This window comes from Streptomyces sp. NPDC048496 (assembly GCF_043200055.1).
Classification (GTDB): domain Bacteria; phylum Actinomycetota; class Actinomycetes; order Streptomycetales; family Streptomycetaceae; genus Streptomyces.
Map to the genome: position 1 here is coordinate 1 of NZ_JBICXB010000043.1, position 24,849 is coordinate 24,849.

A 24,849-nucleotide genomic window follows, 5' to 3' on the forward strand; every position below is an offset into this window, starting at 1 on the left:
GCGTTTCCGACTCTATCAGACTCTTTCGTGTCCGATTCCCGGTCGAAGCGGGCCCTCTGCGAAGCAGAAGATTTGTTACTGCGCTTTCCAGTTCTTCGCTTTCGCGTTTCCCTTTCCGGCGATTCCAACCTTACCAGACTCTTTTTCGTTTCCGTTTCCGGTCCGAATTTGATTCCGGTGGCCTTTGGAGTGGCCTTCGCCTTTCGGCGGATCCGACTTTATCAGAAGTTCTGAGTCGGAATTTCCGACCCGCTCGGGGCGGCCTCTGCGCACGAGTGCGCGGGTTGCTTCCCGGTCAGGCGGAGCCGTAAACGTACTGGAGCGGGGCGCCCGATGCAAATCGGTGGCCCCGCTCCGGAGTTCGCGCCTGTCGGAGGGTCAGACCTCGACGACGACGGGGAGGATCATCGGGCGCCGACGGTAGGTGTCGGAGACCCACTTGCCCACCGTGCGGCGGACGAGCTGCTGCAGCTGGTGCGGCTCCATCACGCCGTCCTGGGCGGACTTGTTGATCGCTTCCTCGATCTTCGGTACGACGGCGCTGAACGCCGCGTCGTCGATACCGGAACCCCTGGCATGGATGTCGGGGCCGCCCGTGATCTTGCCGGATGAGCTGTCGACCACGATGAAAACCGAAATGATGCCTTCGTCGCCGAGGATGCGGCGGTCCTTGAGGGAGGTCTCGGTGACGTCTCCGACCGAGAGGCCGTCGACATAGACGTAACCCGCCTGGACCTTGCCGACGATCTTGGCCTTGCCGTCGATGAGGTCGACCACGACGCCGTCCTCGGCGATGACGATGTGGTCCTTGGGAACACCGGTAAGAGCGCCCAGTTCGGCGTTGGCCCGCAGGTGGCGCCATTCGCCGTGCACCGGCATCAGGTTCTTCGGCTTGCAGATGTTGTAGAAGTACAGCAGTTCGCCGGCCGAAGCGTGGCCCGAGACGTGGACCTTGGCGTTGCCCTTGTGGACAACGTGGGCACCCCAGCGGGTCAGGCCGTTGATCACGCGGTAGACCGCGTTCTCATTGCCCGGGATCAGGGACGACGCCAGGATCACCGTGTCGCCCTGGACGATCCGGATCTGGTGGTCGCGGTTGGCCATCCGGGACAGCGCGGCCATCGGCTCGCCCTGCGAGCCCGTGCAGACCAGCACGACCTCGTCGTCCGGCAGGTCGTCGAGGGTCTTGACATCGACGACCAGGCCCGCGGGGACCTTCAGATAACCGAGGTCGCGGGCGATGCCCATGTTGCGGACCATCGAGCGGCCGACGAAGGCGACCCGGCGGCCGTACTCGTGTGCCGCGTCCAGAATCTGCTGAATGCGGTGCACGTGGCTGGCGAAGCTCGCCACGATGATGCGCTTCTGGGCGTTCGCGAAGACCGTGCGCAGGACGTTGGAAATGTCCCGCTCGGGCGGTACGAAGCCGGGCACCTCTGCATTCGTCGAGTCGGAGAGGAGGAGGTCGATGCCTTCCTCGCTCAGCCGGGCGAAGGCGTGCAGATCGGTGAGACGGCCGTCCAGCGGGAGCTGGTCCATCTTGAAGTCACCGGTCGCGACGGCCATGCCCGCGGGGGTGCGGATAGCGACCGCGAGGGCATCCGGGATGGAGTGGTTGACCGCGATGAACTCGCAGTCGAAGACGCCGATGCGCTCGCGCTGGCCTTCCGCCACCTCGAGGGTGTACGGACGGATCCGGTGCTCCTGAAGCTTCGCCTCGATCAGTGCGAGGGTCAGCTTGGAGCCGATGAGCGGGATGTCCGGCTTCAGGCGCAGCAGATACGGGACGCCGCCGATGTGGTCCTCGTGGCCGTGCGTGAGGACGATGCCCTCGACGTCGTCGAGGCGGTCCCGGATCGTGGAGAAGTCGGGCAGGATCAGGTCGATTCCGGGCTGCTCCTCCTCGGGGAAGAGCACTCCGCAGTCGACGATGAGCAGGCGGCCGCCGTACTCGAAGACCGTCATGTTGCGGCCGATTTCGCCGAGGCCGCCGAGCGGGGTGACGCGGAGGCCGCCCTTCGGGAGCTTCGGCGGGGTGCCGAGTTCGGGATGCGGATGACTCAAAAGACTCTCCTTACCACGCACGCCACGTACCGCTGAGGCACGTGGCGTGCATGTCATTCGTGCGCTTGCTGTTCTCTGACGTCGCTCTTGTGAGTGTTCTTCGCTTATTCAGTTGTGAAGTCTGTGGTTACAGCTGTACCCCGCCGGCGGCGAGGTCGATCTCGAGCTGGGCCGCTTCCTGTGCGGTGAGTTCCACCAGAGGAAGGCGCAGCGGGCCTGCGGGCAGGCCCTGGAGCGCCAGTGCGGCCTTGGTGGTGATCACACCCTGGGTGCGGAACATGCCGGTGAAGACCGGCAGGAGCTTCTGGTGGATCTCGGTGGCCTTCTGGACGTCACCGTCGAGATACGCCTCGATGAGGGCGCGCAGGTCGGGGGTGACGACATGGCCGACGACGGAGACGAAGCCGACTGCGCCGACCGAAAGCAGCGGGAGGTTCAGCATGTCGTCGCCCGAGTACCAGGCGAGACCGGACCGGGCGATGGCCCAGCTTGCGCGGCCGAGGTCACCCTTGGCGTCCTTGTTGGCGACGATACGCGGGTGCTCGGCAAGCCGGACCAGCGTCTCTGTGTCGATCGGCACACCGCTGCGGCCGGGAATGTCGTAGAGCATCACCGGGAGACCGGTGGCGTCCGCGATCGCCGTGAAGTGGCGGAAGATGCCTTCCTGCGGCGGCTTGTTGTAGTACGGCGTGACCGCGAGAAGGCCGTGGGCGCCGGAGCGCTCGGCCGTGCGGGCGAGCTCGATGCTGTGGCGCGTGTCGTTGGTGCCGATGCCGGCGACGACATGGGCCCGGTCCCCTACAGCTTCCAGGACCGCCCGTACGAGCTGGTCTTTCTCCGCGTCACTGGTGGTCGGGGACTCGCCGGTGGTGCCGTTGATGATCAGGCCGTCATTGCCTGCGTCCACCAGGTGGGCGGCGAGCCGCTGGGCACCGTCGAGGTCGAGTGCGCCGTCCGCCGTGAAGGGCGTGACCATGGCGGTGAGGACCCGCCCAAAGGGAGTCTGCGGAGTGGAGATCGGAGCCATGGGTAACACGCTACTCGCTGCTCAGCGCCCGGTCGTCCCTCGGGGGGACAAGGGAGAGGAGCCCGGCACTGCCTGCTCGGGGGTTCAAGCAGTGCCGGGTCCGTTTGATCAGCCTAGATGAACTTCACGAAACGTCGCAATACGGACACCGCTTACGGGGCTACGCGTCCATTCTTGTTGAAGGCTGCATGGGTGAGCGGCATGAGCCGCGCCCAATGCTCCTCCATCTGTTCGCCGACCATTTCGATCTCACGCTGCGGGAAAGACGGGACCTTGGCCAGCTCGTGCTGGGTACGCAGACCGAGGAAGTGCATCAGCGAGCGCGCGTTGCACGTGGCGTACATCGACGAGAACAGGCCGACCGGGAGCACGGCTCGGGCGACCTCGCGGGCGACGCCGGCGGCGAGCATCTCCTGGTACGCCTCGTACGCCTGGCAGTACGAGTCCTCCATCACGCGGCCGGTGAGCTCCTGCTGGGCCGCGGTGCCCTCGACGAACTCGTACTTGCCGGGGCGGCCCTGCTGGACGAGCTTGCGGGCCTCACCAGGAACGTAGAAGACCGGCTCCAGCTCCCTGTAGCGGCCCGATTCCTCGTTGTACGACCAGCCGACGCGGTGGCGCATGAACTCGCGGAACACGAAGATCGGTGCGCTGATGAAGAACGTCATCGAGTTGTGCTCGAACGGGGATCCGTGACGGTCCCGCATCAGGAAGTTGATGAGTCCTTTCGAGCGCTCCGGATCCTTGGTGACCTCTTCGAGAGACTGCTCTCCGGCCGTGGAGACACGGGCGGCGAACAGGACGTCGGAGTCGGCCGCGGAGTGCTTCACCAGCTCGACGGTCACATCGCTGCGGAAGCTGGGCTTTGCGGGCTCGGGGGTCTCGGTCACCGGCGGGGTCCTTCCAATTGCGTCGCTCGGGCGGCGCCCACTCTACGGGCCGCCACTGACAACGTGCCTCAGAAGGTCCGTCCGAGGATTTCTTCGGCGAATTCGGCGATTCGGGGCACCGAACAGGCCCACCGTGCGTCTGACTCGATAGCACCGCCCGTATCAGAGTTCAAGGAGACTTTCCTCATGTTCCGCCGGCGTGAAGCCGTCCCGTTCGCTTTCGTGGCCGAGGCCGACCGATTCCGCAGCAATGTCGCCCCGCCGCCCCGGGAGCGCGCCACCGTCTCGCAGCTGGCGGCCCGCTCCCTCGTGGGGCTGACCGTGATCGCCGGTCTCGCCGGATCGCTGCTCCTCGGCCTTCCCGCCCTCGCCCCGGCGCAGGCTCCGTCACACAGCCAGCAGACCGAGGCCGCCCACCGCTGACTCGTACGGACCCCTGGAGTGGTAGGGCGGGGGCCTGCTCGGTAGCCTCACCGGGCACAGCAATCGAGCGTGCTTGTGAGTGAGGATCAGTCGTGCCCCTGCCCTTTCTGACGGCCGACCGCGCGTTTGACGCGAGCGCTGAGGACATTGCGCTGCCGTTCGACGACCACGACAGCTGGCGGCGCCCCTACCGCCCCGGACCATGGCGGGTCGCGGCGGCGGCCACCTTGTTGTTGCTCGCCTCGTTCGTGCTCATCGCGGGCATGGTCACCGCGTTTGCCGGGGCGTTGCCCGGGGCTGCCCTATGTGTCGGGCTCGCCCTCGTGGTGATCTTCTGCGCCCTGCGACTGCTGAGGGTGGGTGCCTGGGTGAGCCGGCACGGGGTGCGGCGGGTGGGCTTCCTGGTGACGACGACCGTGCCGTGGGACGGGGCCGCCACGGTCCGTACGGTGCAGCAGCCGGTGAGGTGGCTCGGATTCCCACGCACCGTGCAGGGTCAGGCTCTGATCGTCGTACGGAAGGGTGGCGAGGCCGTGCCGCCGCTGCTCACCGACTGCACTGCGGACTTCCTCGGGCGTCGCGAGGCGTTCGACCGGGCCGCCGACACGATCGAGGCGTGGGGGGACGAGTACCGGCGCGGTTGAGGGTTGTCCCGTAATCCTTGGTGGATCGGCGCACGGCGTCAGATGCGGTGCTTCGCAAGGCGGAGGCGCGTCCTCATACTCGAGGCGGTCTCGACCGGTCGACGCATCACCCGTTGTGGATGATGCCGGCCGGAGCCGTCGCGGGTGGTGCAGTATCGGCCGCCTCTTCTGGCGGGGTCCGCCCGGGTGCCCGTCACCGCTCCCGTGTGCAGCTGACCCGAACTGAGCGTGAGGAAGTCTCGCGCGGCATCGCGGCGGGTGAGTCGGCTCGGGCGATCGCGCGCCGACCGGGCCGCTCACCGTCGACCATCCTGCGGGAGATCGCCCGCAACGGCGGTCGCGAGCACTACCGCGGCCAACGCGGAACAGGACGCCTGGTGAGCCGTCGTGTGCGAGACACCCGTCTCGGCTGCGGCATGGACGTGGCGTACGGCGGCCGGTTCTGTCCTCGGCCGCCGTACGCGCTCGAACGATGTCCTCAGTCGCCGGACGGGACCGAGGTGGCGGCCGCGCCCGGTGCGCCCGTCGGCGTCGGGTTCATGTGCAGGGCGATGGCGCGCTGCATGGCCTTGCGGGCGCGCGGGGTGTCCCGGGCGTCCTGGTAGGCGACGGCGAGGCGGAACCAGCAGCGCCAGTCGTCCGGGGAGTCCTCGGTCTCCTCGCGGCGCCGTGCGAACACCGCGTCGGCCGAGTCGCGGTCGATACGGCCTCCCGCGGTACGGACCAGTTCGTCGACCGGCAGGCCGCCCTCGGCGTCCAGCTCCGCAGCGAGGGCGTTGGCCCGGCGGACGAACTGGGTGTTCTTCCAGAGGAACCAGATACCGATCACCGGCAGGATCAGCACCGCGACCCCGAAGGTGACCGTGAGCAGCGTGCCGTTCTCGATGAGGAGCACGCCGCGGCTGCCGACCAGGACGAAGTAGAAGACCAGGACGGCAGCGGTGACGAGATAAGTGATCTTTGCGCGCATGGCGGTGGGCTCAGTCAGTTCAGGTCGAGGAAGTGTTCCAGGCCGAAGGTGAGGCCCGGGGTGGTCACCACGCGGCGTGCGCCGAGCAGGATGCCCGGCATGAAGCTGCTGTGGTGCAGGGAGTCGTGGCGGATGGTGAGGGTCTCTCCCTCGCCGCCGAGCAGCACTTCCTGGTGGGCCAGGAGGCCGCGGAGCCGGATCGCGTGGACCGGGACCCCGTCCACGTCCGCGCCGCGGGCGCCGTCGAGCGCCGTGGCCGTGGCGTCCGGCTGCGGGGCGCAGCCGGCCCTCCGCCGGGCCTCGGCGATCAGCTGGGCGGTGCGGGTGGCGGTGCCGGACGGGGCGTCGACCTTGTTGGGGTGGTGCAGTTCGATGACCTCGACGGACTCGAAGTAGCGGGCTGCCTGCTCGGCGAACTTCATGGTGAGGACTGCGCCGATGGAGAAGTTCGGCGCGATGAGCACACCGGTCTCCGGGGAACCGGAGAGCCAGGTGTTCAGCTGCGCGAGCCGTTCGTCGGTCCAGCCGGTTGTGCCGACGACCGCGTGGATGCCGTGCCGGATGCAGAAGTCGAGGTTCCCCATCACCGACCCGGGCGTGGTGAGTTCGACCACGACCTGGGCGCCGTTCTCGGCGAGGGTCTCCAGCTTGTCGCCTCGGCCGAGAGCGGCCACCAGTTCCATGTCGTCGGCGGCCTCGACGGCTCGTACGGCTTCCGATCCGATGCGGCCGTTGGCGCCGAGAACGGCCACGCGCAGCTTGCTCATTGCTCTGCTTCCTTACGGGTGGAGTTAGGAGACCGCTTCGTCGAGGCGGCCGGCCTGCTTGTCCTTGAGCGGGCCGATGACGGAGAGCGACGGTCGCTGTCCGAGGACTTCGCCGGCCACCGCCCGGACGTCATCGGGGGTGACCTGCGCCATCCGGGACAGCAGGTCGTCGACCGACATCTGCTCGCCCCAGCACAGCTCGCTCTTGCCGATACGGTTCATCAGCGCACCGGTGTCCTCCAGGCCGAGGACGGTGGAGCCGGAGAGCTGGCCGATGGCGCGGCCGATCTCCTCGTCGCTCAGTCCGTCGGACGCTACCCGGTCGAGCTCGTCACGGCAGATCTTCAGGACATCGTGGACCTGGCTGGGCCGGCAGCCCGCGTACACGCCGAAGAGTCCGCAGTCGGCGAAGCCCGAGGTGTACGAATACACGCTGTAGGCGAGGCCGCGCTTCTCCCGTACCTCCTGGAAGAGGCGGGAACTCATGCCGCCGCCGAGGGCGGTGTTGAGTACCCCGAGTGCCCAGCGGCGCTCGTCGGTGCGGGCCAGACCGGGCATGCCGAGGACGACGTGGGCCTGCTCGGTCTTGCGGTTCAGTACCTCGACCCGGCCTGCGGTGCGCAGGGTGCGAGATCCCTGGCGCGGTGCGACCGGGACGGCGTCGGTGCGGGTCAGCGCGCCGGCACGCTCGAAGGCCCGGCGGACCTGGCGGACGACCGTGGCGTGGTCGACATTGCCCGCCGCGGCGACGACCAGGTGGGTCGGGTCGTAGTGCTTCTTGTAGAAGCGGGCGATCTGGCCGCGGCTGAGCGCGTTGATCGTGTCGACGGTGCCGAGGACCGGGCGGCCGAGGGGGGTGTCGCCGAGCATCGTGTGCGCGAACAGGTCGTGCACGCAGTCGCCCGGGTCGTCCTCGGTCATCGCGATCTCTTCGAGGATGACGCCTCGCTCGGCGTCGACATCCTCGGGGGCGATCAGCGAGCCGGTCAGCATGTCGCAGACGACATCGATGGCCAGCGGCAGGTCGGTGTCGAGGACCCGCGCGTAATAGCAGGTGTACTCCTTCGCCGTGAAGGCGTTCATCTCGCCGCCGACCGCGTCGATCGCGGACGATATGTCGAGGGCACTGCGCCGGTCCGTGCCCTTGAAGAGAAGGTGCTCGAGGTAGTGCGTCGCGCCGTTCAGCGTGGGTGTCTCGTCGCGTGATCCGACGTTGGCCCAGATCCCGAAGGTGGCGGAGCGTACGGAGGGCAGGGTCTCGGTGACGATCCGCAGACCGCCGGGGAGGACCGTGCGGCGGACGGTGCCGACGCCGTTGCTGCCTTTGAGAAGCGTTTGGGTACGGGCGACGGCCCGCGCCTCGAAGGAGGCGCGGGCCGTCGTCACGGAACTACGGGACGTCACTTGGCGGCGTCGTCCTTCTTCTCGTCCTCTTCGCCCTCGATCACGGGGATGAGGGAAAGCTTGCCGCGGGAGTCGATCTCGGCGATCTCGACCTGGACCTTGGCTCCGACCGCGACCACGTCCTCGACGTTCTCCACACGCTTGCCACCGGCGAGCTTGCGGATCTGCGAGATGTGCAGCAGGCCGTCCTTGCCCGGCATGAGGGAGACGAACGCACCGAAGGTGGTGGTCTTGACGACCGTACCCAGGTAGCGCTCGCCGACCTCCGGCATGGTCGGGTTGGCGATCGCGTTGATCGTGGCGCGGGCGGCCTCGGCCTGCGAGCCCTGCTGGGCACCGATGTAGATGGTGCCGTCGTCCTCGATCGTGATGTCGGCGCCGGTGTCCTCCTGGATCTGGTTGATCATCTTGCCCTTGGGGCCGATGACCTCACCGATCTTGTCCACCGGGATCTTGACCGTGATGATCCGCGGGGCGTTCGGGGACATCTCGTCCGGGACGTCGATGGCCTCGTTCATCACATCGAGGATGTGGAGGCGGGCGTCGCGGGCCTGCTTCAGCGCGGCGGCCAGGACCGACGCGGGGATGCCGTCGAGCTTGGTGTCGAGCTGCAGCGCGGTGACGAACTGCTTCGTACCGGCGACCTTGAAGTCCATGTCACCGAACGCGTCCTCGGCACCGAGGATGTCGGTCAGGGCGACGTAGTGGGTCTTGCCGTCGATCTCCTGGGAGATCAGACCCATGGCGATACCGGCGACGGCGGCCTTGAGCGGCACACCTGCGTTCAGCAGCGACATGGTGGAGGCGCAGACCGAGCCCATGGACGTCGAGCCGTTGGAGCCCAGCGCCTCGGAGACCTGGCGGATCGCGTAGGGGAACTCCTCGCGCGACGGCAGCACCGGCACGATGGCGCGCTCGGCGAGTGCACCGTGGCCGATCTCGCGACGCTTGGGCGAGCCCACGCGGCCGGTCTCACCGACGGAGTACGGCGGGAAGTTGTAGTTGTGCATGTAGCGCTTGCGGGTCACCGGGGAGAGGGTGTCCAGCTGCTGCTCCATGCGGAGCATGTTGAGGGTGGTGACGCCCAGGATCTGGGTCTCGCCACGCTCGAACAGCGCCGAGCCGTGCACGCGCGGGATGGCCTCGACCTCGGCGGCGAGCGTACGGATGTCCGTGACGCCACGGCCGTCGATGCGGACCTTGTCCTTGATGACGCGCTCGCGGACCAGCTTCTTGGTCAGCGCGCGGTAGGCACCGGAGATCTCCTTCTCGCGGCCCTCGAACTGCGGGAGCAGCTTCTCGCCGGCGATCTCCTTGATGCGGTCCAGCTCCGCCTCGCGCTCCTGCTTGCCGGCGATGGTGAGCGCCTTGGCGAGCTCGGTGCTGACGGCGGCGGTGAGCGCCTCCAGGACGTCGTCCTGGTAGTCGAGGAAGACCGGGAAGTCGCCGGTGGGCTTGGCAGCCTTGGCGGCGAGGTCCGACTGGGCCTTGCAGAGGGCCTTGATGAACGGCTTCGCGGCCTCGAGACCGGCGGCGACGATCTCTTCGGTCGGGGCCTCGGCGCCGTCCTTGACGAGCTGGATGGTCTTCTCGGTGGCTTCGGCCTCGACCATCATGATCGCGACATCGCCGTCCTCGAGGACGCGACCGGCGACGACCATGTCGAAGACGGCGTCCTCGAGCTCGGTGTGCGTCGGGAACGCGACCCACTGGCCCTTGATCAGGGCGACACGGGTGCCACCGATCGGGCCGGAGAAGGGCAGGCCCGCCAGCTGCGTGGAGCAGGAGGCGGCGTTGATCGCGACCACGTCGTACAGGTGGTCGGGGTTGAGCGCCATGATCGTCTCGACGATCTGGATCTCGTTGCGCAGGCCCTTCTTGAAGGAGGGGCGCAGCGGCCGGTCGATCAGGCGGCAGGTGAGGACGGCGTCCTCGGAGGGGCGGCCCTCGCGGCGGAAGAAGGAGCCGGGGATCTTGCCGGCGGCGTACTGCCGCTCCTCGACGTCGACCGTGAGGGGGAAGAAGTCCAGCTGGTCCTTGGGCTTCTTGGACGCGGTGGTGGCCGACAGCACCATGGTGTCGTCGTCCAGGTACGCAACGGCGGAGCCGGCGGCCTGCTTGGCCAGGCGGCCCGTCTCGAAGCGGATGGTGCGGGTGCCGAAGGTTCCGTTGTCGATAACGGCCTCGGCGTAGTGGGTCTCGTTCTCCACTAGCGTTTTCTCCGATACATATCGTCTTCTCGCCCCCACGCCCGTGTGGCGGGGGACGGTGCGGAGAAGCCCTCCATCGGCGGGCCGGTCTTCGATCGAAGCACCCGGGTTGCTGTGTCCGGGGGCCACTACCGAGGACCGGCGGCGGGGAGGCTGCTTCCCGCTCGTCTGTAGGACGTTCTGGGACCAGGTTACTGAGAATCGGCTCAGCTTGGCATTCCGGTCGTCCGGGCGAGCCGGACACGTCCCGTGCATACAGCAAAGGGAGCGGCTCCCTCAGTCGTGGGAACCGCTCCCTTCACGGCGTCTTACTTGGCGCCGCCGGCCGCACCGCGGCGGATGCCGAGGCGGTCGACCAGGGCGCGGAAGCGCTGGATGTCCTTCTTGGCCAGGTACTGCAGGAGGCGGCGACGCTGACCGACCAGGATCAGCAGACCACGACGGGAGTGGTGGTCGTGCTTGTGGGTCTTGAGGTGCTCCGTCAGGTCCGAGATCCGGCGGGAGAGCATGGCCACCTGGACCTCGGGGGAACCGGTGTCACCCTCCTTGGTGGCGAACTCGGACATGATCTGCTTCTTCGTAGCGGCGTCGAGCGACACGCGGTACTCCTCTTTGATGTTCGATGCGCCCGCGAGTGCCCCTGGTCTTGATCTCAGGGGGTCTTCCGTTACTCGGGGGCGAAGGTCCGATGAGCGCAGCCCTCAGGATGATCCGGGGGCGCGTACACAAACGGCCGTCACACAGCGTACCAGGCCGGCGGAGCCGGTTCGGCCGGGGCGCGGTGGCCCGGGAGCGGCCGGGGGCCGCTTTGTTCCCGATCGCCCCACGGGCTTGTTTCTGCCCGGTTGACCCGGGTTTGACCGGGCGGGCCCGCAGGGTCAGCTGGTGAGGGCGCGGATCGAGTGGTAAAGATCGAAAACGGCGAGGCACAGGGGCATCAGCGTCAGGAGCACGCACGCTTCGGCGATCTCCAGGAAGCGCCCCCAGAACGGGGTGACTCCCTTGCGCGGCACGATCAGCCCTATGGCGGTGATCAGGGCGGCGCCGCCCGCGACGGCCGCGGTGAGCCAGATCGTACGGATGTCGAGCGCGGCGCTGTCCCCCGCGACGGCCTCGCGCAGCATTTCGGTCGGCGGATTGAGGGACAGGCCGAGGACCAGGAGCACGAGTGCGCCGAGACCCGCCGCCAGGGCGCAGCCGACCTGGGCCGTGTAGCGGAACAGGTGGGAGCGCATCAGCATGGCGACTCCGGTGGCGAGCGCCAACAACTGGCCCCCGATGTTGTCCGAGAACCCCAGGACGGCTGCGGCGCCCACGGCCACCAGCGCGCATCCGCCGACCAGGCCCACGAGCAGTTCGTGGCCGCGCCGCGCCTGGGCGGCAATGCGGTCGGCGTCGACCGGGCCCTGCGGCGCCGGTTCGGACGTCCCGTAGTCACCGACGGTGGTACGGGGCGGCTCGAAGCCGATGGGGAGGCGGGCGAAGCGGGTCGAGAGACCGGGCAGGAAGGCGAGGACACCCACGGAGAGCGGGGCACACACCGCCGCAGCCTCGACCGGCTCCATGTCGGCCATGATCGCGATGAAGGTCACCAGCAGGCCGATGGCGGCGGCGAACACGAACGCGACGAAGAGACCGTCCCCGCCGGGGGCGGCGATCATGAGGATCACAGCCACCACCAGCACGGCGGCGCAGGCGAGCAGGAACTGCAGCCTGCCGATGCCCTGGCCCTCGCTGAGCGGCAGCAGCCCCGCACCGGAGACTGCGGCGTTCGTCAGCGCGCCGATCCCCAGAGCTGTGGACGATCCCCGGTCGTCGTACACGCGCGCGCGTACGCAGGCGAGCGCGAGAGCGAGTACGGCGATGACGGCGGCAAGAACGCCCGGCAGGCCGTGCATGTCGTGCCGGGGGCCGGATGTCCACAGCACGAAACCGAGCAGGACCAGCAGGAGCGACCCGCCGAAGAGCCCGGCTCCGCGCATGAGGCTGTCGCCCCAGAGGGTGCGGTCCCGGGCGACGGCGGTGGCGACGGCGTCGGAGACGTCGTCGAAGACCGCGGGGGGCAGCGACTCGGAGAACGGACGCAGGGACAGCAGTTCGCCGTCGAGGATGCGCTGGCCGGCCAGTGTGCGGCCGCTGTCGAGGACGGTGCCGTCGCGGCGTACCAGGTGATAGCCGACCGGAGCGCCCTGGGCGGGGCTCTGTCCCGACAGCCGGAGGATCTCCGGGTACAGGTCTGCGACGGGGATGTCCTCGGGCAGCGCCACGTCGACGCGGCTGTCGGGCGCGACGACCGTGACCCGGCAGAAACCGGTTCCGTTGCCGGCCGGAACTCCGGGACCCGGTCGACCGGATCCGGTGGCTGCCGCTTGGGCCGTCATAGTCACCTGCTGCTCCCCCTCATCGTTCTCCTGAAACGAACCCCAGGATCGCGGGCGTCGCTCGCGCTCCGAATGACCGTTTCCTTGCGGTAGTTAGCGAATGCTCACACGCGTCGCGACACCCTACCGCTCCCGGGTCATCCCGTACGTCAGTAGGATCCTCCCGCGGATGGAACCCGTCGCCACGGGGGCGCCGATACGAACAGTTCTGTCCGGCAAGGGAATTGGTGAGCTGTGAGCCAGATTGTCGTCAAGCGAGCACCGCGGGCTCTGCCCTCCGAAGTGCTGGACGAGCAGGTGCAGTTGCAACCTCCGCCCGAGCTGCCTCGTGGTCAGCAGGAGGGGATGTTGATGCAGCTGCTGCCGATGCTCGGCATGGGTGGTTCCGTCGTCTTCTTCTTCATGACCCCGAACCCCGTCATGCGCATCATGGGCGTGATCATGATCGCGTCAACGATCGCCATGGCCGTTGCGATGATCGTCCGCCTCCGGCAGGGCACCCAGGGGCAGCTCGCGGACATGCGGCGTGACTATCTGAAGTATCTGACGCAGACAAGACGCGCCGTGCTGAAGACAGCCCGCAAACAGCGCGACGCACAGTTCTATCTCCACCCGTCCCCGGAGCAGTTGTGGGCGCTGGTCGCCGAGGGCAGCCGGGTGTGGGAGCGCCGCGTCGGCGACGCCGACTTCGCGCAGGTACGCATCGGCCTGGGCAGTCAGGAACTCGCCACGCCGCTCATCGCGCCCCAGACCGCACCGGTCGATGAGCTGGAGCCGCTGACCGCGGGGGCGATGCAGCAGTTCTTGACGACCCACAGCACGCTGGACGGCCTGCCCATGGCGGTCTCGCTGCGCGCCTTCTACCACCTGACCATCAGCGGAGAAGCGGAGTGCGTCCGTTCCACGGCCCGTGCGATGGTCGGTGCGCTCACCTCGCTGCACTCCCCCGAGGATCTGATCATCGCCGTCGCGACGGGCCAGGACGCTGCCCCGCACTGGGAATGGGCGAAGTGGCTTCCGCACGTCCAGGCCCCGGACTTCGTCGACGGCGCCGGCAGCCGCCGCCTGATCACCACCAGCATCGCGGAGCTGGAGGAGATACTCGCGGGCCGGCTCGACGGCCGGCCGCGCTTCCAGCCCGATGGCCAGCCGCTCATGGACCAGCCTCATGTCGTCGTCGTGCTCGACGGCCAGTCCGTATCGCCCGTGTCGACGCTCGCTGCGGCCGAGGGCCTCCAGGGCGTGACGGTCGTCGAGGTCGTACGGGGTGAGGTCAACGGGGCACGCGGCGGCCTGTCCGTCGTGGTGCACCCCCATTCGCTGCAGCTGGAGTCCGAGCACGGGCTGGTCTACGACGGCCTTCCCGACCAGCTCAGTTATGAGGCCGCCGAAGCACTGGCCCGGCAACTGGCGCCGCTCCATGCGGCGTCGGGCGGCGACGACGACGAACCACTGCTCGCCAACCTGGAGTTCACCGATCTGCTGAATCTCGGCGACGCCGCCTCGGTCGACGTCAGCAGGACCTGGCGGGCCCGCTCCCAGGCGGAGCGGCTGCGCGTTCCGATCGGCGTCGGCGAGGACGGCGGCCCGGTGATGCTGGACCTCAAGGAGGCGGCGCAGGAGGGCATGGGACCGCACGGCCTGTGCGTCGGCGCCACCGGTTCCGGCAAGTCCGAACTGCTGCGTACGCTCGTACTCGGCCTTGCCGTCACCCACACCTCGGAGACGCTCAACTTCGTCCTCGCGGACTTCAAGGGCGGTGCCACCTTCGCCGGTATGGCACAGATGCCCCACGTCGCGGCGGTGATCACCAACCTCGCGGACGATCTGACGCTGGTGGACCGCATGGGTGACTCCATCAGCGGTGAGCTCAACCGCCGCCAGGAGATGCTGCGCGACGCGGGCAACTACGCCAACATCCATGACTACGAGAAGGCGCGCGCCGCGGGTGCCCCGCTGCAGCCAATTCCCTCCCTCGTCCTGGTCATCGACGAGTTCAGCGAACTGCTCACGGCCAAACCCGACTTCATCGAGATGTTCGTACAGATCGGGCGTATCGGCCGTTCGCTGGGCGTCCATCTGCTGCTGGCCTCGCAGCGCCTCGAAGAGGGGCGGCTGCGCGGGCTGGAGACCTATCTGTCGTACCGGATCGGCCTGCGCACGTTCTCGGCGGGCGAGTCCCGGGCGGCGCTGGGTGTGCCCGATGCCTACCACCTGCCCAATGTCCCCGGTTCCGGCTACCTGAAGTACGGCACGGACGAGATGGTGCGCTTCAAGGCCGCGTACGTCTCCGGGGTGTACCGCTCGGGCGCCCAGCCGTCCGTATCCTCCGGCCCCCTGCCGGTGGACCGCAGGCCGGTGGTGTTCACGGCGGCTCCCGTGCCGGTGCAGTACGTACAGCCGAGCCCTCGGACCGGAGCCTCCGTACCCGACGCGCGTACGCCGGAGGACGACGCCCTGGCGGACACGGTGCTCGATGTGATCGTGCGCCGGCTGGAGGGCCGGGGGGCCTCCGCACACCAGGTGTGGCTCCCTCCGCTGGACAACCCGCCGTCACTGGACGAGCTCCTGCCGGGGCTCTCCGCGGTCGAGGGCCGTGGGCTGACCCAGCCCGGATTCGAGGGTTCGGGCCGGCTGGTCGTACCGCTGGGCGTGGTCGACAAGCCGTACGAGCAGCGGCGCGACACGCTCTACCGGGACTTCTCCGGGGCGGCGGGCCACATGCAGATCACCGGTGGTCCGCAGTCCGGCAAGTCCACGCTGCTGCGCACACTCATCGCGGGCTTCGCACTCACCCACACACCCCAGGAGGTCCAGTTCTACGGACTCGACTTCGGTGGCGGCGGCATGGCCTCGGTATCCGGTCTTCCGCACGTCGGCGGGATCGCCTCCCGGCTCGACCCGGAGCGGGTGCGGCGTACGGTCTCCGAGGTGTACGGGATCATGGCACGGCGCGAGGAGTACTTCCGCAGCGCCGGCATCGACTCCATCGCCACCTTCCGCAGGCTGCGGGCGCGCGGCGACATCTCGGCCACGGACCAGCCGTGGGGCGACGTCTTCCTGATCATCGACGGCTGGGGCAACTTCCGTACGGACTACGAGGGACTGGAATCGGCGGCCGTGGACATCGCGGCGCGCGGCCTCGGATACGGCATCCACCTGATCGTCACGGCGTCGCGCTCCATGGAGGTCCGGGCCAACCTCAAGGACCACCTGATGAACCGGCTCGAACTGCGGCTCGGCGACGTCATGGACTCCGAACTGGACCGCAAGGCCGCGGTCAACGTGCCGGCCGGCGTGCCCGGTCGTGGTCTCACGCCGGAGAAGCTGCACTTCATGGCCGCGGTACCGCGGATCGACGGCATCAACTCCGACAGTGACCTCTCCGAGGCAACGGCTGCCATGAACCAGGAGGTCGCCCGGCACTGGACCGCGGCTCCCGCCCCGGCGGTCCGGCTGCTGCCCCGCGAACTCCCGGCGCACGAGCTGCCGGCGGGCTACGCGCATCCGGAGCGGGGCATCGCGTTCGGTATCGATGAGAACAACCTGGAGCCGGTCTTCCTCGACTTCGAGCGCGATCCGTTCTTCCTGGTGTTCGGCGAGAGCGAGTCCGGCAAGTCCAATCTGCTGCGGCTGCTCATCAAGCAGCTGGCCGAGAGGTACGAGGGGAACGCCTGCAAGTTCTTCGTCATCGACAACCGGCGAGCGCTTCTGGACGTCACGCCTGCGACGCACCTGGCGGAGTACGTGCCCATGTCCAACAACATGGAGCACCACATGGACGCGCTGTACGACCTGATGAAGCGCCGTACACCGTCGCCCGACGTCACGGCGCAGGAGCTGCGCGAACGCAGCTGGTGGAGCGGCCCGACGGTGTACGTGGTCGTCGACGACTACGACCTGGTCTCCACGTCCAGCGGGAACCCGCTGGCCAAGCTCACGGAGATGCTGCCGTTCTCACGTGACGTCGGCGTCCGGTTCATCATCGCCCGTAGCACGGCGGGGGCCGGACGCGCCCTCTACGAGCCGTTCATGCAGCGCATCATGGAGCTGGGCGCGCAGGGCCTGATGCTCTCGGGCGACCCCATCGAGGGGGACGTCCTCGGCAACGTACGACCGCGCCCGATGCCCCCGGGGCGCGGGGTCTTCGTCACGCGGCGGCGGGGGAATCCGCTGGTGCAGTCGGGGCTCATGGACGGGGAGCGGTAGCGCCGCATGCGCGGCGGGCGGGGCAGCGGGGCCGGTCAATGTGGCTGTTCCCGCCCGCCTCGTACTCCGCGCCCTCTCCACGTCGGAAATGGGGCGGCGGCTCGCCCGGCTGCCGCCCCTCGACAGATCTGATTCCGGCAGTCCGGCGACAGGCGGGTGTGTGCCGACTGCTCAGCCCTCTGGTTCAGGAGAAGGGACCGGAGAGTCGCTACGACCTCGACAGCGACGAGCCTGACGCCCATGTCGCCGCGTGGGGCGTCGCGCACGACGACGGGAGCGACCAGGTCACCGCCGTGGACGGCGGGTTCTGGATGTCGCTGCGTACTCCCGACCGAGCGGCCCAGCTGATTTCCCTGCACCCGGGAAGCATCGGATGCCTGGTGCGGCCAGGGCCAATCACCCGGATTACGCCCGCGCGTTGACAGAGATCAGCTCTCCCGCCCCGTACCTGCTGAGCCTCTGAGACGGGGATGGTGCTGCTCCGGGGTCCGGTGACAACGCCCCTGCCTCGTGGCGGGGGTGCTGCGCTGTGCTCGGCTTGGTGTTCGGGACACAGGTCAGGGTGGGCACCTCCCGTGCGTGCCCACCCTGACTGTGTTTCGTCGAGAATTACTCGAAGTTGGCCCTCGCCCGCTTGTCGCCGGCGTGGTAGGCGGTTCCAGCATCGCGCACCTTGCGGGAGATCTCGCTCAGGGCCCTGTGGATCGCCGTGGCGTCGTCGTCCCAGCCGGCCTGAGCGACGTCGTACGCCTCCTTGGCCTCGCCCACCCAGAGCTCGGACACATTGGCAATCATCCGCTTGATCGACGCAAGGTCCTCCTGGAGCTGCTTGCTCTGCCGGTCAATGTCACCGGCTGCGAGATCCAGGCTCGAGTAAGTGACAACCATCGTGCCGTCGTTGTTGTTCGGCATGCGGTCCTCCCGTGTCATCTAGGTTCCGGTATGAAGGCTTCGTACGTGGTAAAGGCGCGGCAAGGTCAGAAGTCGTTGAGGTTCGACGTCCTGGCCTCCGCGGCCGCGTCACCCGAGTAGCCGCTGACGACGTCGACGCCCTGGAGGGCCTGCTTGACTTCGTCTTCGGTGTTGCCCGAAATGGTTCGGGCCGCCTTGATGGCCTCCTGATAGTTGAGGAGCCGATGGGCGATGCTGACCATCTTCTGGTTGATCTCGTCCTGCTTCGTGTTGAAGGCGCCGGCGCCGATGCCCTTCCAAGCGCCCTCCAGGCTGTCGATCGTCGCCTGCAGCTTCTTCAGCTGGCCTTTCACGGAGTCGAACCGCGTGGAGAGCTCACCCTCCAGCTTGAGGAGAGCGGCATCTGAGAGCTTCTGATCGGCCATGTTTTCGGCTTCCTTTCTGGTGCTCTTGTTCGGTCCGGCTTCACTCACCGGTGGGAACGGGTGAAGAACGTACGGTCAGTCAGGCGGCGTGGCGCTTACGGGCGAGAGCGAAGGCTCCGCCGCCGAGCACGATTACCGCTGCCGCTCCGCCGAGGATCAGGCCCAGCTGACTGTTGTCTTCCTTCTCAGCGCTGGATCCTGTCATGGCAGCGTCATCAGTCTTCTCATTCTTGTCGGGCTGTGACGAAGCTGATGCGGACGGGGTAGGGGAGGCCGAGGAGCCGGACGTCTTTTCCTTGGTGAGGGGGCTGATGTCCGGGGCGCCGGGGTTTCCCTTGCCCTTGAGGATGTTGACGGCTGGACGGATGATGCCGTGGCCGAGGTAATTACTGAGGGTGCCCTTCTCCCAGTCTCCTCGTCCAGCCGTATCGAAGAGGACGTTGAGAACTTGGTTGGCCGTCCAGTCGGGATGGGCTGACCAAATCAGCGCGGCGGCAGCTGACGTGATGGCAGTGGCCTGGCTCGTCCCACCCTCAGAATCGCAGTAGCGCTGAAACTTCGCATCGCACCACACTGGAATGCCATCTCCGGGGGCGGCGATATCTACGCTGCTCCCGTGCTGAGAGTACGTGGAAGCCTTTCCAGCACTGTCAGTTGCAGCGACGCCGACCACCTGCGGATACGAGGCGGGAAATTGTTCCTTGTTACCCTTCTTGGCGTTGTTTCCAACCCCAGCAAAGAAGAGCTTCCCCTTACTCTCCGCGTACTTGACTGCTTCTCGTTCTTCCCGGCCTGGGAAATCGCTCGCCATCGACATGCTGATGATCTGCGCATCGCTGTCCGCTGCGGCCCGGATTGCATCTTCGGTGTCATGGGCGTTCACGGAGTGCTTGTTCTGAAAATCCGTATCGGTGACTCGATACGGAATGATCTTCGCGCCCGGAGCGAGGCCTTGAAGCCCCCCGCCCCTGCCCGTTCCGGCAATCAGCTCGGCCATGGTTGTGCCGTGCCCGTCATAGTCGTCGTACTCGTCGCCGTCGGCTCCTGTAGCGTCAAACCCCTTCAGGACCTGTCCCTTCAGGGACGGCGTCAATGAGTTGACACCGGAGTCGATGACAGCAACCTTGATGCCTTCGCCCGTGGTGACCTTCCACATCTCCTCCGCGTGCATGGCGCTGAGGTACCACTGCTTCGATTGCACGTCTGCGGCCACCGCAGAGGGGGCAACCCCCGCAAATCCCGCACTCCAGGCAGCGACCACGGCCATCGTGCCAAGCAGACGTCCTCGCAATCCGACAGGCATACGGCACTTCCGGGTCTGGCTCATTCCTGCTGTCATCCTGACTTCCGGACCTTCCCTGTACCTACTCGATCACCGGCGGTGCGACTCCACGCCGTCCGGCCTCCCACGTCTCTCTGTCTTCCGTCAGGTAATCCGGACGCTGGGTGCCGCCGTTCTGGTCCTCGTCGTCAGAGTCCCGTCGGCCTGCGGGCCCACGTACGAGGCCCGCGCCCCCAGCAGTGAAGCCCCTTGTACCCGAGCCGGATCCGGCAGCACCACGAGGCGTACCCACGACGCCGTTGGAACTGGGAGTTCCCCGCCCACCAGGACGAGTCACACTGTTCGTTCCGCCAGCTCCGATAACCGTTCCGCGCGGAACACCACGAGCTCCCCCAGACGTACCTGCGCCCGGAACGGTGCGCTGCGGGGTCCCACCTACGATGCCCCTGGCCCGCCCAGTACGCGGGCCAGGGGACTTGGAGGTACTTGCAGGACCTCCTGCCGGGGGCCTGCCACCAGTCACACCGGACCGCCCAGCAGCGGGTGGCTGACTCCCGCCTCCACCAGGGCGCCCAGACGTGCTTGAGCCCGAGCCACCGCCCATGGGAGCCGGACGCCCAACCGGAGCTCCGGTGCGCCCAGTCGTCGTAGGGCCGCTCTTTCCGGGCTGCCCAATTGCTCTGGGCAGCCCGGTTGATGCCGTGGACCGCCGCGAGCCGCCTGTCACAGGGTTCACAAACTCATTCACCATGGGCGGAGTCGAACCTGTACTCGGGCCCATAGGATTCGCAGTCGACGGCGCGGGGGACGCGTCGGGGACTGTCACGGGGACCGGTGGCGCGGCCACACTATCGATCTTCGTCGAGGTGCCCGCACCCGGCGTGGGTGCAGTTCCGAGCGCCTCGATTGCAGCTCGATTGCTGGTGACGCCTGGGGTGCCTGTATCGACCGTGGCAGCGTGCTCTGAGACGCCCCGTGTCGTGCCGTTGCCCATTGTCACGGAGCCTGCGGAAGAGACGCGGGGTTCGTTCCTCTCCCCGATGTACCCCGTTGGCTTCGGCATCGCAACATCGAGCTTCTTATCGAACCGCGGCGGCTCCTGTGCCGCCAGCGTCTCCTCCGAAACCGCGTAGTACGAAGCCAGCCTGTTCGCCTGGTTGATGGCCTCCTGGCGGTTCTTCTCGACCTTCACCGCCGCAACGTACTCAGGGTTGCCATCGATCCGCTTCGGAGCCTCGATGTCCTCGACGGACTTGCGGTCCAGACGGTTGTCGCGCGGCGGCAGGGACTTGCGCACCGAGGCGAGGCCCGTGCCCGCGACCGTGATCTGTGTCCCGGCCGCTTGCGCGAAATCGCCCAGCTTCGTGGCGTGGGCGACCAGGCCGTTGCCCCAGTCGCGGAAGGCAGTTCCGGACTCGCCCTCCCAGTCGACATCCTTGATGAAGTCGCCCAGTTCGTCCGCGGCCTCCTTGATGGCCGTCCTTGCCTTCAGGAGCGCCGCACCCGCGTCTTCGAGGTGTTCCGGATTGGAGTTCTCGATCAGGTCGATCATCGCGTTGAGCTCGTGGCCCTCGAACGAAGTCCGTCCTGAGGAGCCCGAACGTCCGAAGCCGAATGACTCCATGACGTTCTGGACCTGCCGGTTGACGTCCGTGACGATCAGCTGGGCCTGGACTCGTTGCTGGTCCTGCGCCTGCTGTTCCTTGGGGGTCAGTTCCGGCTGCTTGTCGTCACTCATCAGCTATCACCCAAGTCGTCATAGGCAGAGCCGGTCTTGCTGTCGGAGCGCGCCTGCTCAGGCTTGTCAGCCTTCTCGGCCTGCGCCTTCTCCTGCTCCTTGTCCAGGCGGACCTGGATCTCGTAGAACCGGCGCCGCACGTCGTCGTCCACGTTGTCGAAACCCACGGCCGCCGCGTGCACGCCGAGGCTCAGGTATTCGATCTGGTCGCCGAGCGACTTGGAAAGCGATACGAGCGCCTCGTGCACGCGGTTGTACTGCGTGTACAGCCCGTCCGCCTCTGCGAAGCACGCGTTCTGACCGCTCAGGGCAGCGCGCGACACCGTCTGCGCCGCAATCTTCGACTTACCCGCTGCCGAACCCTCGAGCTCCGCAAGCAGCGTATTGACACGCCCCCTGAACTTCTCCAGCGCGCCAACACCACGCCGGAGGTCGCCCGAGCCTCTCCCGCTGCCATCTGGATCGGTCACGGTCCTACCTCTCCCCGTTTCCCCGTTTCCCCGTTTGCTCAGACTGCCACTCGTTGCTGCCGCACCCGAGTGAACAAGTCTGACCTCATTCCACAAACTGTATCCACTGGCTACGGGAGGACCAACTCACTTGTCAGCCAAGTAACTTCCGTGGACCTATTCCAGTTGACGGCCGCGTCAAGCATTGCCCACTCTTCCCAGGCGCCTGGATCGCTGTCGGCTATCGCGCACGGCCACGGCGGTACCCGCTATCGCGGCGACCAGCACTGCCCCGCCCACCACCACGTACGTCGCCAGGCGTGCGTTGCGTTCGTCCGCCGTCTCGCCCAGGTGGAGTTCAGCCGGTGTCGGTGCTTCGCCCTTGCTCACACCTTCGTGCGCCACCGGGCGTTCGATGGGCTTGTCGTCCTCGGTCAGGGCGCGCACCGGGTCGACGACGCCCCAGCCCACCAGACGGTCGTGCCCCGCGACCGAGCGTTCCGCCGTCTGCTGGATCTGGGCGACGATCTGCTTCTGCGTCCAGCCCGGGTGCTTGGCCTTGATGAGGGCGGCGACTCCTGCGACGTACGGGGCCGAGAAGCTGGTGCCGTTGTCGGCGCAGTGTCCTCCGCCGGGCACCGTCGAGATCATGTCCACGCCGGGGGCGGCCACGCCCACGAACTCGCCGGACTGGGAGAAGGCCGCCCGTTCGTTGTTGCGGTCCGACGCGGCCACGGCCAGGACACCGTCGTACGAGGCCGGGTAGGTCTCCTTGACGTTGCCGCCCAGCCCGTCGTTGCCGGCGGAGGCGACGATCACGATCTCCTTGGCCAGGGCGGCGTCCACCGCCTTCTGCAGAGCATCCGTGGGCTTCACCGCGTTGGCCGTGTCCTGCGAGATGTTGATGACGTCCGCGTGGGCTACATCGGCTGCGTAGCGGATGGAGGCGGCCAGCGTTTCGGCCGTTCCGTGGCCCTCGGCGTCGTTCTGCTGGATCGAAATGATCGTCGCGTCCGGAGCCAGGCCGGTGAAGCCCGTGCCCTTCACCTCTCGCGCGGCGATGATTCCGGCGACCTTGGTGCCGTGACCGACCCTGTCGGTGGTGCCGTTCTCCTTGCCGCGCTCGATCTTGTTGCCGTTCTCGTCCTTGAGGTTCTTCCGCAGGAAATTGCGGCCGCTTGCGGTGTCCACGGCCCCCTTGAGCTGAGGGTTCTTGACGTCTACGCCCGTGTCGATGACGGCCACCCGTACCCCCTTGCCGGTGGACTGCTTCCACAGCTCGTCCATCAGGACGCGCTGCAACGACCAGGGGCGGCCCGCGTACTTCTTTGAGGGGAAGGTGCACTGGGTGGAGTCGTCCGCGGCCGCGGGCAGTACCGGCAGTGTGACGAAGAGGACGGCGGTGGCGGCTGCGGCTGTCAGTGGACGTCGATACGGAGAGAAGTGCGTCGTCATGTGAATGCGCTCCCTCAGGAACCCTGCGGCTGGCGGGCCGCACCCGTCGACAGGCGTGGTCCGGTCGGCAGGAACGTGGACCAGGCGGCAGGGACGGGCGCGGGGTCGACGTCCTTGTACCCCAGCCGGTTCTGCGCCTGCTGTGCCTCCTGCAGGCGCTGCTCCTTCTCCTCCTTCGAGCCGGATTCGCCGATGCCGGAATCGTCCTGCGCGCTGTCGCCGTTGGACTGCATGGCGTAGCGCAGACCGGTGTCGGTCACCAGGAAGAGGGGGCCGGAGTCGGCGCTGGATCCCTTGAACTGCCGAAAGAGCTGCCCGGATCCAGGCGTGACGTATGCGCTGCTGGATCCGGTGGGGAGCGTGACGGGGAAGCCTGTGCCCGCCCAGGTGCTGAGCGTGGTGGCGCCGTTCTTCGCGGAGACGTCGCGCAGGACATTGCACACGGTGTTACGGCTTTCCGTCCCCGTGCTCGCGGAGTTGACGGGCGTCGGCGCGCTCGTGGGCCAGTCCATGTCCTGCTTGAACGCCTCACCGGGCACGAACGCTCCGGCGCTGACGGGCTTCGCCTTGCCGTCCTGGCCGAGCTTGACCAGGGCGCGGCTGCTGAGCAGGAGCTTGGCGACGAAGTCCGATACCGGGGCTACCCTGCCCGGCAGGACCACGTACTGCTGGGTCCTGGTACCGGAGGTCGCCGCGAGGACCATGCCCACCTTGTTCACGTCGGGCTGCAGCTTCCCCGGGACACCCGCGTCGGCGCCGGGAACTCCTTCTATGGCCGGGAAGGTGATCTCGTCTCCGGTGTGCAGCGTGGCCAGCCAGGCGGCGGACACCCGCTGGGGGACGCGGTCCTGGTCGACGAGCGTGCGCAGCAGCAGTTCGTCCTTCTTCACCTTGTACGCCGTGCCCGCGGCGTCCACGATGTAGCGGGTCCTGTCCGGTCCCGGTCCCTCGACGTACATCAGCTCACCGCCGTGCAGCCGGCCCGCGCCCTCGGTCTTCTTCTGGTCGCGCTCCGCGAAGACGAACGCCGCCTTCTGGATGGCCCTGCCGCCCTCGCCGGGCCGCTCGCAGACGGCCCACCGCTTCTTCGATCCGGCTTCGTCCTTGTCCGGCAGCCGGTCGGGGGCGTACGGGATACCAAGGGTGGCGCCGTGCGGGATCTTGCCGTTGTCGAGGACCGATTCGTCGACGTTGATGACCTTGCCCTTGTCCGGGTCAAGAAGGAGCTTGGCCGAGGACATGTTCAGCACCGGGTGGAGCTGCGTCTTGCCATCGGTTTTCAACACCACATAACGCGTGGTGGATTTACTGGCGATAATGACGTTCTCGTAGGGGGTGTCCCATTTCTGGGGTGCTACGGGCTTGAACATCCCCCAGGCTCCGAACGCCGCGAGGATGACGACGCCGACGATCGCACCGGGCACCACCGCGCGCAGGGGGCGCGGTGCGCCCTCCTCCGAGCCGGTCGGGTTGGGTTGCAGGAACTGTGCGATCAACCTCCGCTTTGCGAAGGTGTAGGCGTTGAGTTCGTCCCGCCGTGATGCCATCTGTCCGCTGCCCCTTTTCCCCAGTGGGCGACCAGGCTCCCACACACGCTGT

The 24,849-nt window shown here is 67.6% G+C and carries 20 protein-coding genes and 1 pseudogene; 5 read left to right on the forward strand and 16 right to left on the reverse strand.

Going from position 1 to position 24,849, the window contains the following annotated elements:
• A partial coding sequence (locus ACGFSA_RS27970; RefSeq protein WP_393308812.1) for a hypothetical protein occupies positions 1-234 on the forward strand: 234 nt, incomplete at its 5' end.
• Between the two features lie 144 nt (positions 235-378).
• Here the strand turns inward: ACGFSA_RS27970 and ACGFSA_RS27975 are convergent.
• From ACGFSA_RS27975 to thyX, 3 genes are all read right to left on the reverse strand, one after another.
• Positions 379-2,064 (reverse strand): ribonuclease J, encoded by a 1,686-nt coding sequence (locus tag ACGFSA_RS27975; protein WP_393308814.1) that lies wholly within the window; start codon positions 2,062-2,064, stop codon positions 379-381.
• A gap of 127 nt (positions 2,065-2,191) precedes the next feature.
• Positions 2,192-3,091 (reverse strand): 4-hydroxy-tetrahydrodipicolinate synthase, encoded by a 900-nt coding sequence (gene dapA / locus ACGFSA_RS27980; RefSeq protein ID WP_393308816.1) that lies wholly within the window; start codon positions 3,089-3,091, stop codon positions 2,192-2,194.
• Between the two features lie 152 nt (positions 3,092-3,243).
• Complete coding sequence (thyX, locus tag ACGFSA_RS27985) at positions 3,244-3,981, reverse strand: FAD-dependent thymidylate synthase (protein WP_393308818.1); 738 nt, start codon at positions 3,979-3,981, stop codon at positions 3,244-3,246.
• Between the two features lie 186 nt (positions 3,982-4,167).
• On the opposite strand from thyX, the gene ACGFSA_RS27990 reads away from it, so the two are divergent.
• From ACGFSA_RS27990 to ACGFSA_RS28000, 3 genes and pseudogenes are all read left to right on the forward strand, one after another.
• Positions 4,168-4,404, forward strand: a complete 237-nt coding sequence (locus ACGFSA_RS27990; protein ID WP_393308820.1) for a hypothetical protein — start codon at positions 4,168-4,170, stop codon at positions 4,402-4,404.
• A gap of 92 nt (positions 4,405-4,496) precedes the next feature.
• Entirely contained in the window at positions 4,497-5,048 is a 552-nt protein-coding gene (locus ACGFSA_RS27995) for a hypothetical protein (protein WP_393308821.1), read from the forward strand.
• 122 nt (positions 5,049-5,170) lie between these two features.
• Positions 5,171-5,368 (forward strand): annotated as a pseudogene (locus ACGFSA_RS28000) (helix-turn-helix domain-containing protein); the annotation flags it as partial.
• 158 nt (positions 5,369-5,526) lie between these two features.
• Here the strand turns inward: ACGFSA_RS28000 and ACGFSA_RS28005 are convergent.
• The 6 genes from ACGFSA_RS28005 to eccD form a co-directional block, all read right to left on the reverse strand.
• A complete protein-coding gene (locus tag ACGFSA_RS28005; protein ID WP_393308823.1) occupies positions 5,527-6,018 on the reverse strand; it encodes a hypothetical protein in 492 nt (163 codons plus the stop codon).
• Positions 6,019-6,032: 14 nt separating this feature from the next.
• Positions 6,033-6,785: a 4-hydroxy-tetrahydrodipicolinate reductase gene (gene dapB / locus ACGFSA_RS28010; RefSeq protein WP_393308825.1), complete on the reverse strand. Its 753-nt coding sequence runs from the start codon at positions 6,783-6,785 to the stop codon at positions 6,033-6,035.
• 24 nt (positions 6,786-6,809) lie between these two features.
• Complete coding sequence (locus tag ACGFSA_RS28015) at positions 6,810-8,189, reverse strand: M16 family metallopeptidase (protein ID WP_393308827.1); 1,380 nt, start codon at positions 8,187-8,189, stop codon at positions 6,810-6,812.
• On the reverse strand, positions 8,186-10,399 hold the full coding sequence (locus ACGFSA_RS28020; protein ID WP_393308829.1) for a polyribonucleotide nucleotidyltransferase: 2,214 nt from the start codon (positions 10,397-10,399) through the stop codon (positions 8,186-8,188). Before ACGFSA_RS28020 ends, ACGFSA_RS28015 begins: the two co-directional genes overlap by 4 nt.
• 308 nt (positions 10,400-10,707) lie before the next feature.
• Positions 10,708-10,998 (reverse strand): 30S ribosomal protein S15, encoded by a 291-nt coding sequence (gene rpsO, locus ACGFSA_RS28025; RefSeq protein WP_030933198.1) that lies wholly within the window; start codon positions 10,996-10,998, stop codon positions 10,708-10,710.
• A 279-nt stretch (positions 10,999-11,277) separates the two neighbouring features.
• On the reverse strand, positions 11,278-12,780 hold the full coding sequence (eccD, locus tag ACGFSA_RS28030) for a type VII secretion integral membrane protein EccD (RefSeq protein ID WP_393308879.1): 1,503 nt from the start codon (positions 12,778-12,780) through the stop codon (positions 11,278-11,280).
• 234 nt (positions 12,781-13,014) lie between these two features.
• On the opposite strand from eccD, the gene eccCa reads away from it, so the two are divergent.
• Positions 13,015-16,989, forward strand: a complete 3,975-nt coding sequence (eccCa, locus tag ACGFSA_RS28035) for a type VII secretion protein EccCa (RefSeq protein WP_393308831.1) — start codon at positions 13,015-13,017, stop codon at positions 16,987-16,989.
• 609 nt (positions 16,990-17,598) lie between these two features.
• On the opposite strand, the gene ACGFSA_RS28040 is transcribed toward eccCa, so the two are convergent.
• From ACGFSA_RS28040 to eccB, 7 genes are all read right to left on the reverse strand, one after another.
• Positions 17,599-17,901 carry a WXG100 family type VII secretion target gene (locus ACGFSA_RS28040; RefSeq protein ID WP_393308833.1) on the reverse strand — a complete coding sequence of 101 codons (303 nt, stop codon included), beginning with the start codon at positions 17,899-17,901 and terminating at the stop codon, positions 17,599-17,601.
• 65 nt (positions 17,902-17,966) lie between these two features.
• Positions 17,967-18,326 (reverse strand): WXG100 family type VII secretion target, encoded by a 360-nt coding sequence (locus ACGFSA_RS28045; protein WP_393308835.1) that lies wholly within the window; start codon positions 18,324-18,326, stop codon positions 17,967-17,969.
• 79 nt (positions 18,327-18,405) lie between these two features.
• Positions 18,406-19,665 carry a S8 family serine peptidase gene (locus tag ACGFSA_RS28050; protein ID WP_393308837.1) on the reverse strand — a complete coding sequence of 420 codons (1,260 nt, stop codon included), beginning with the start codon at positions 19,663-19,665 and terminating at the stop codon, positions 18,406-18,408.
• A gap of 25 nt (positions 19,666-19,690) precedes the next feature.
• The gene (locus ACGFSA_RS28055; RefSeq protein WP_393308839.1) at positions 19,691-21,346 is read right to left on the reverse strand and encodes a hypothetical protein; all 1,656 of its coding nucleotides are present in this window, start codon (positions 21,344-21,346) and stop codon (positions 19,691-19,693) included.
• Complete coding sequence (locus ACGFSA_RS28060) at positions 21,346-21,816, reverse strand: hypothetical protein (protein WP_393308841.1); 471 nt, start codon at positions 21,814-21,816, stop codon at positions 21,346-21,348. Before ACGFSA_RS28060 ends, ACGFSA_RS28055 begins: the two co-directional genes overlap by 1 nt.
• A 177-nt stretch (positions 21,817-21,993) precedes the next feature.
• A complete protein-coding gene (mycP, locus tag ACGFSA_RS28065; protein WP_393308842.1) occupies positions 21,994-23,250 on the reverse strand; it encodes a type VII secretion-associated serine protease mycosin in 1,257 nt (418 codons plus the stop codon).
• A 14-nt stretch (positions 23,251-23,264) separates the two neighbouring features.
• The gene (eccB, locus tag ACGFSA_RS28070) at positions 23,265-24,797 is read right to left on the reverse strand and encodes a type VII secretion protein EccB (protein ID WP_393308844.1); all 1,533 of its coding nucleotides are present in this window, start codon (positions 24,795-24,797) and stop codon (positions 23,265-23,267) included.
• Positions 24,798-24,849 lie beyond the last annotated feature (52 nt).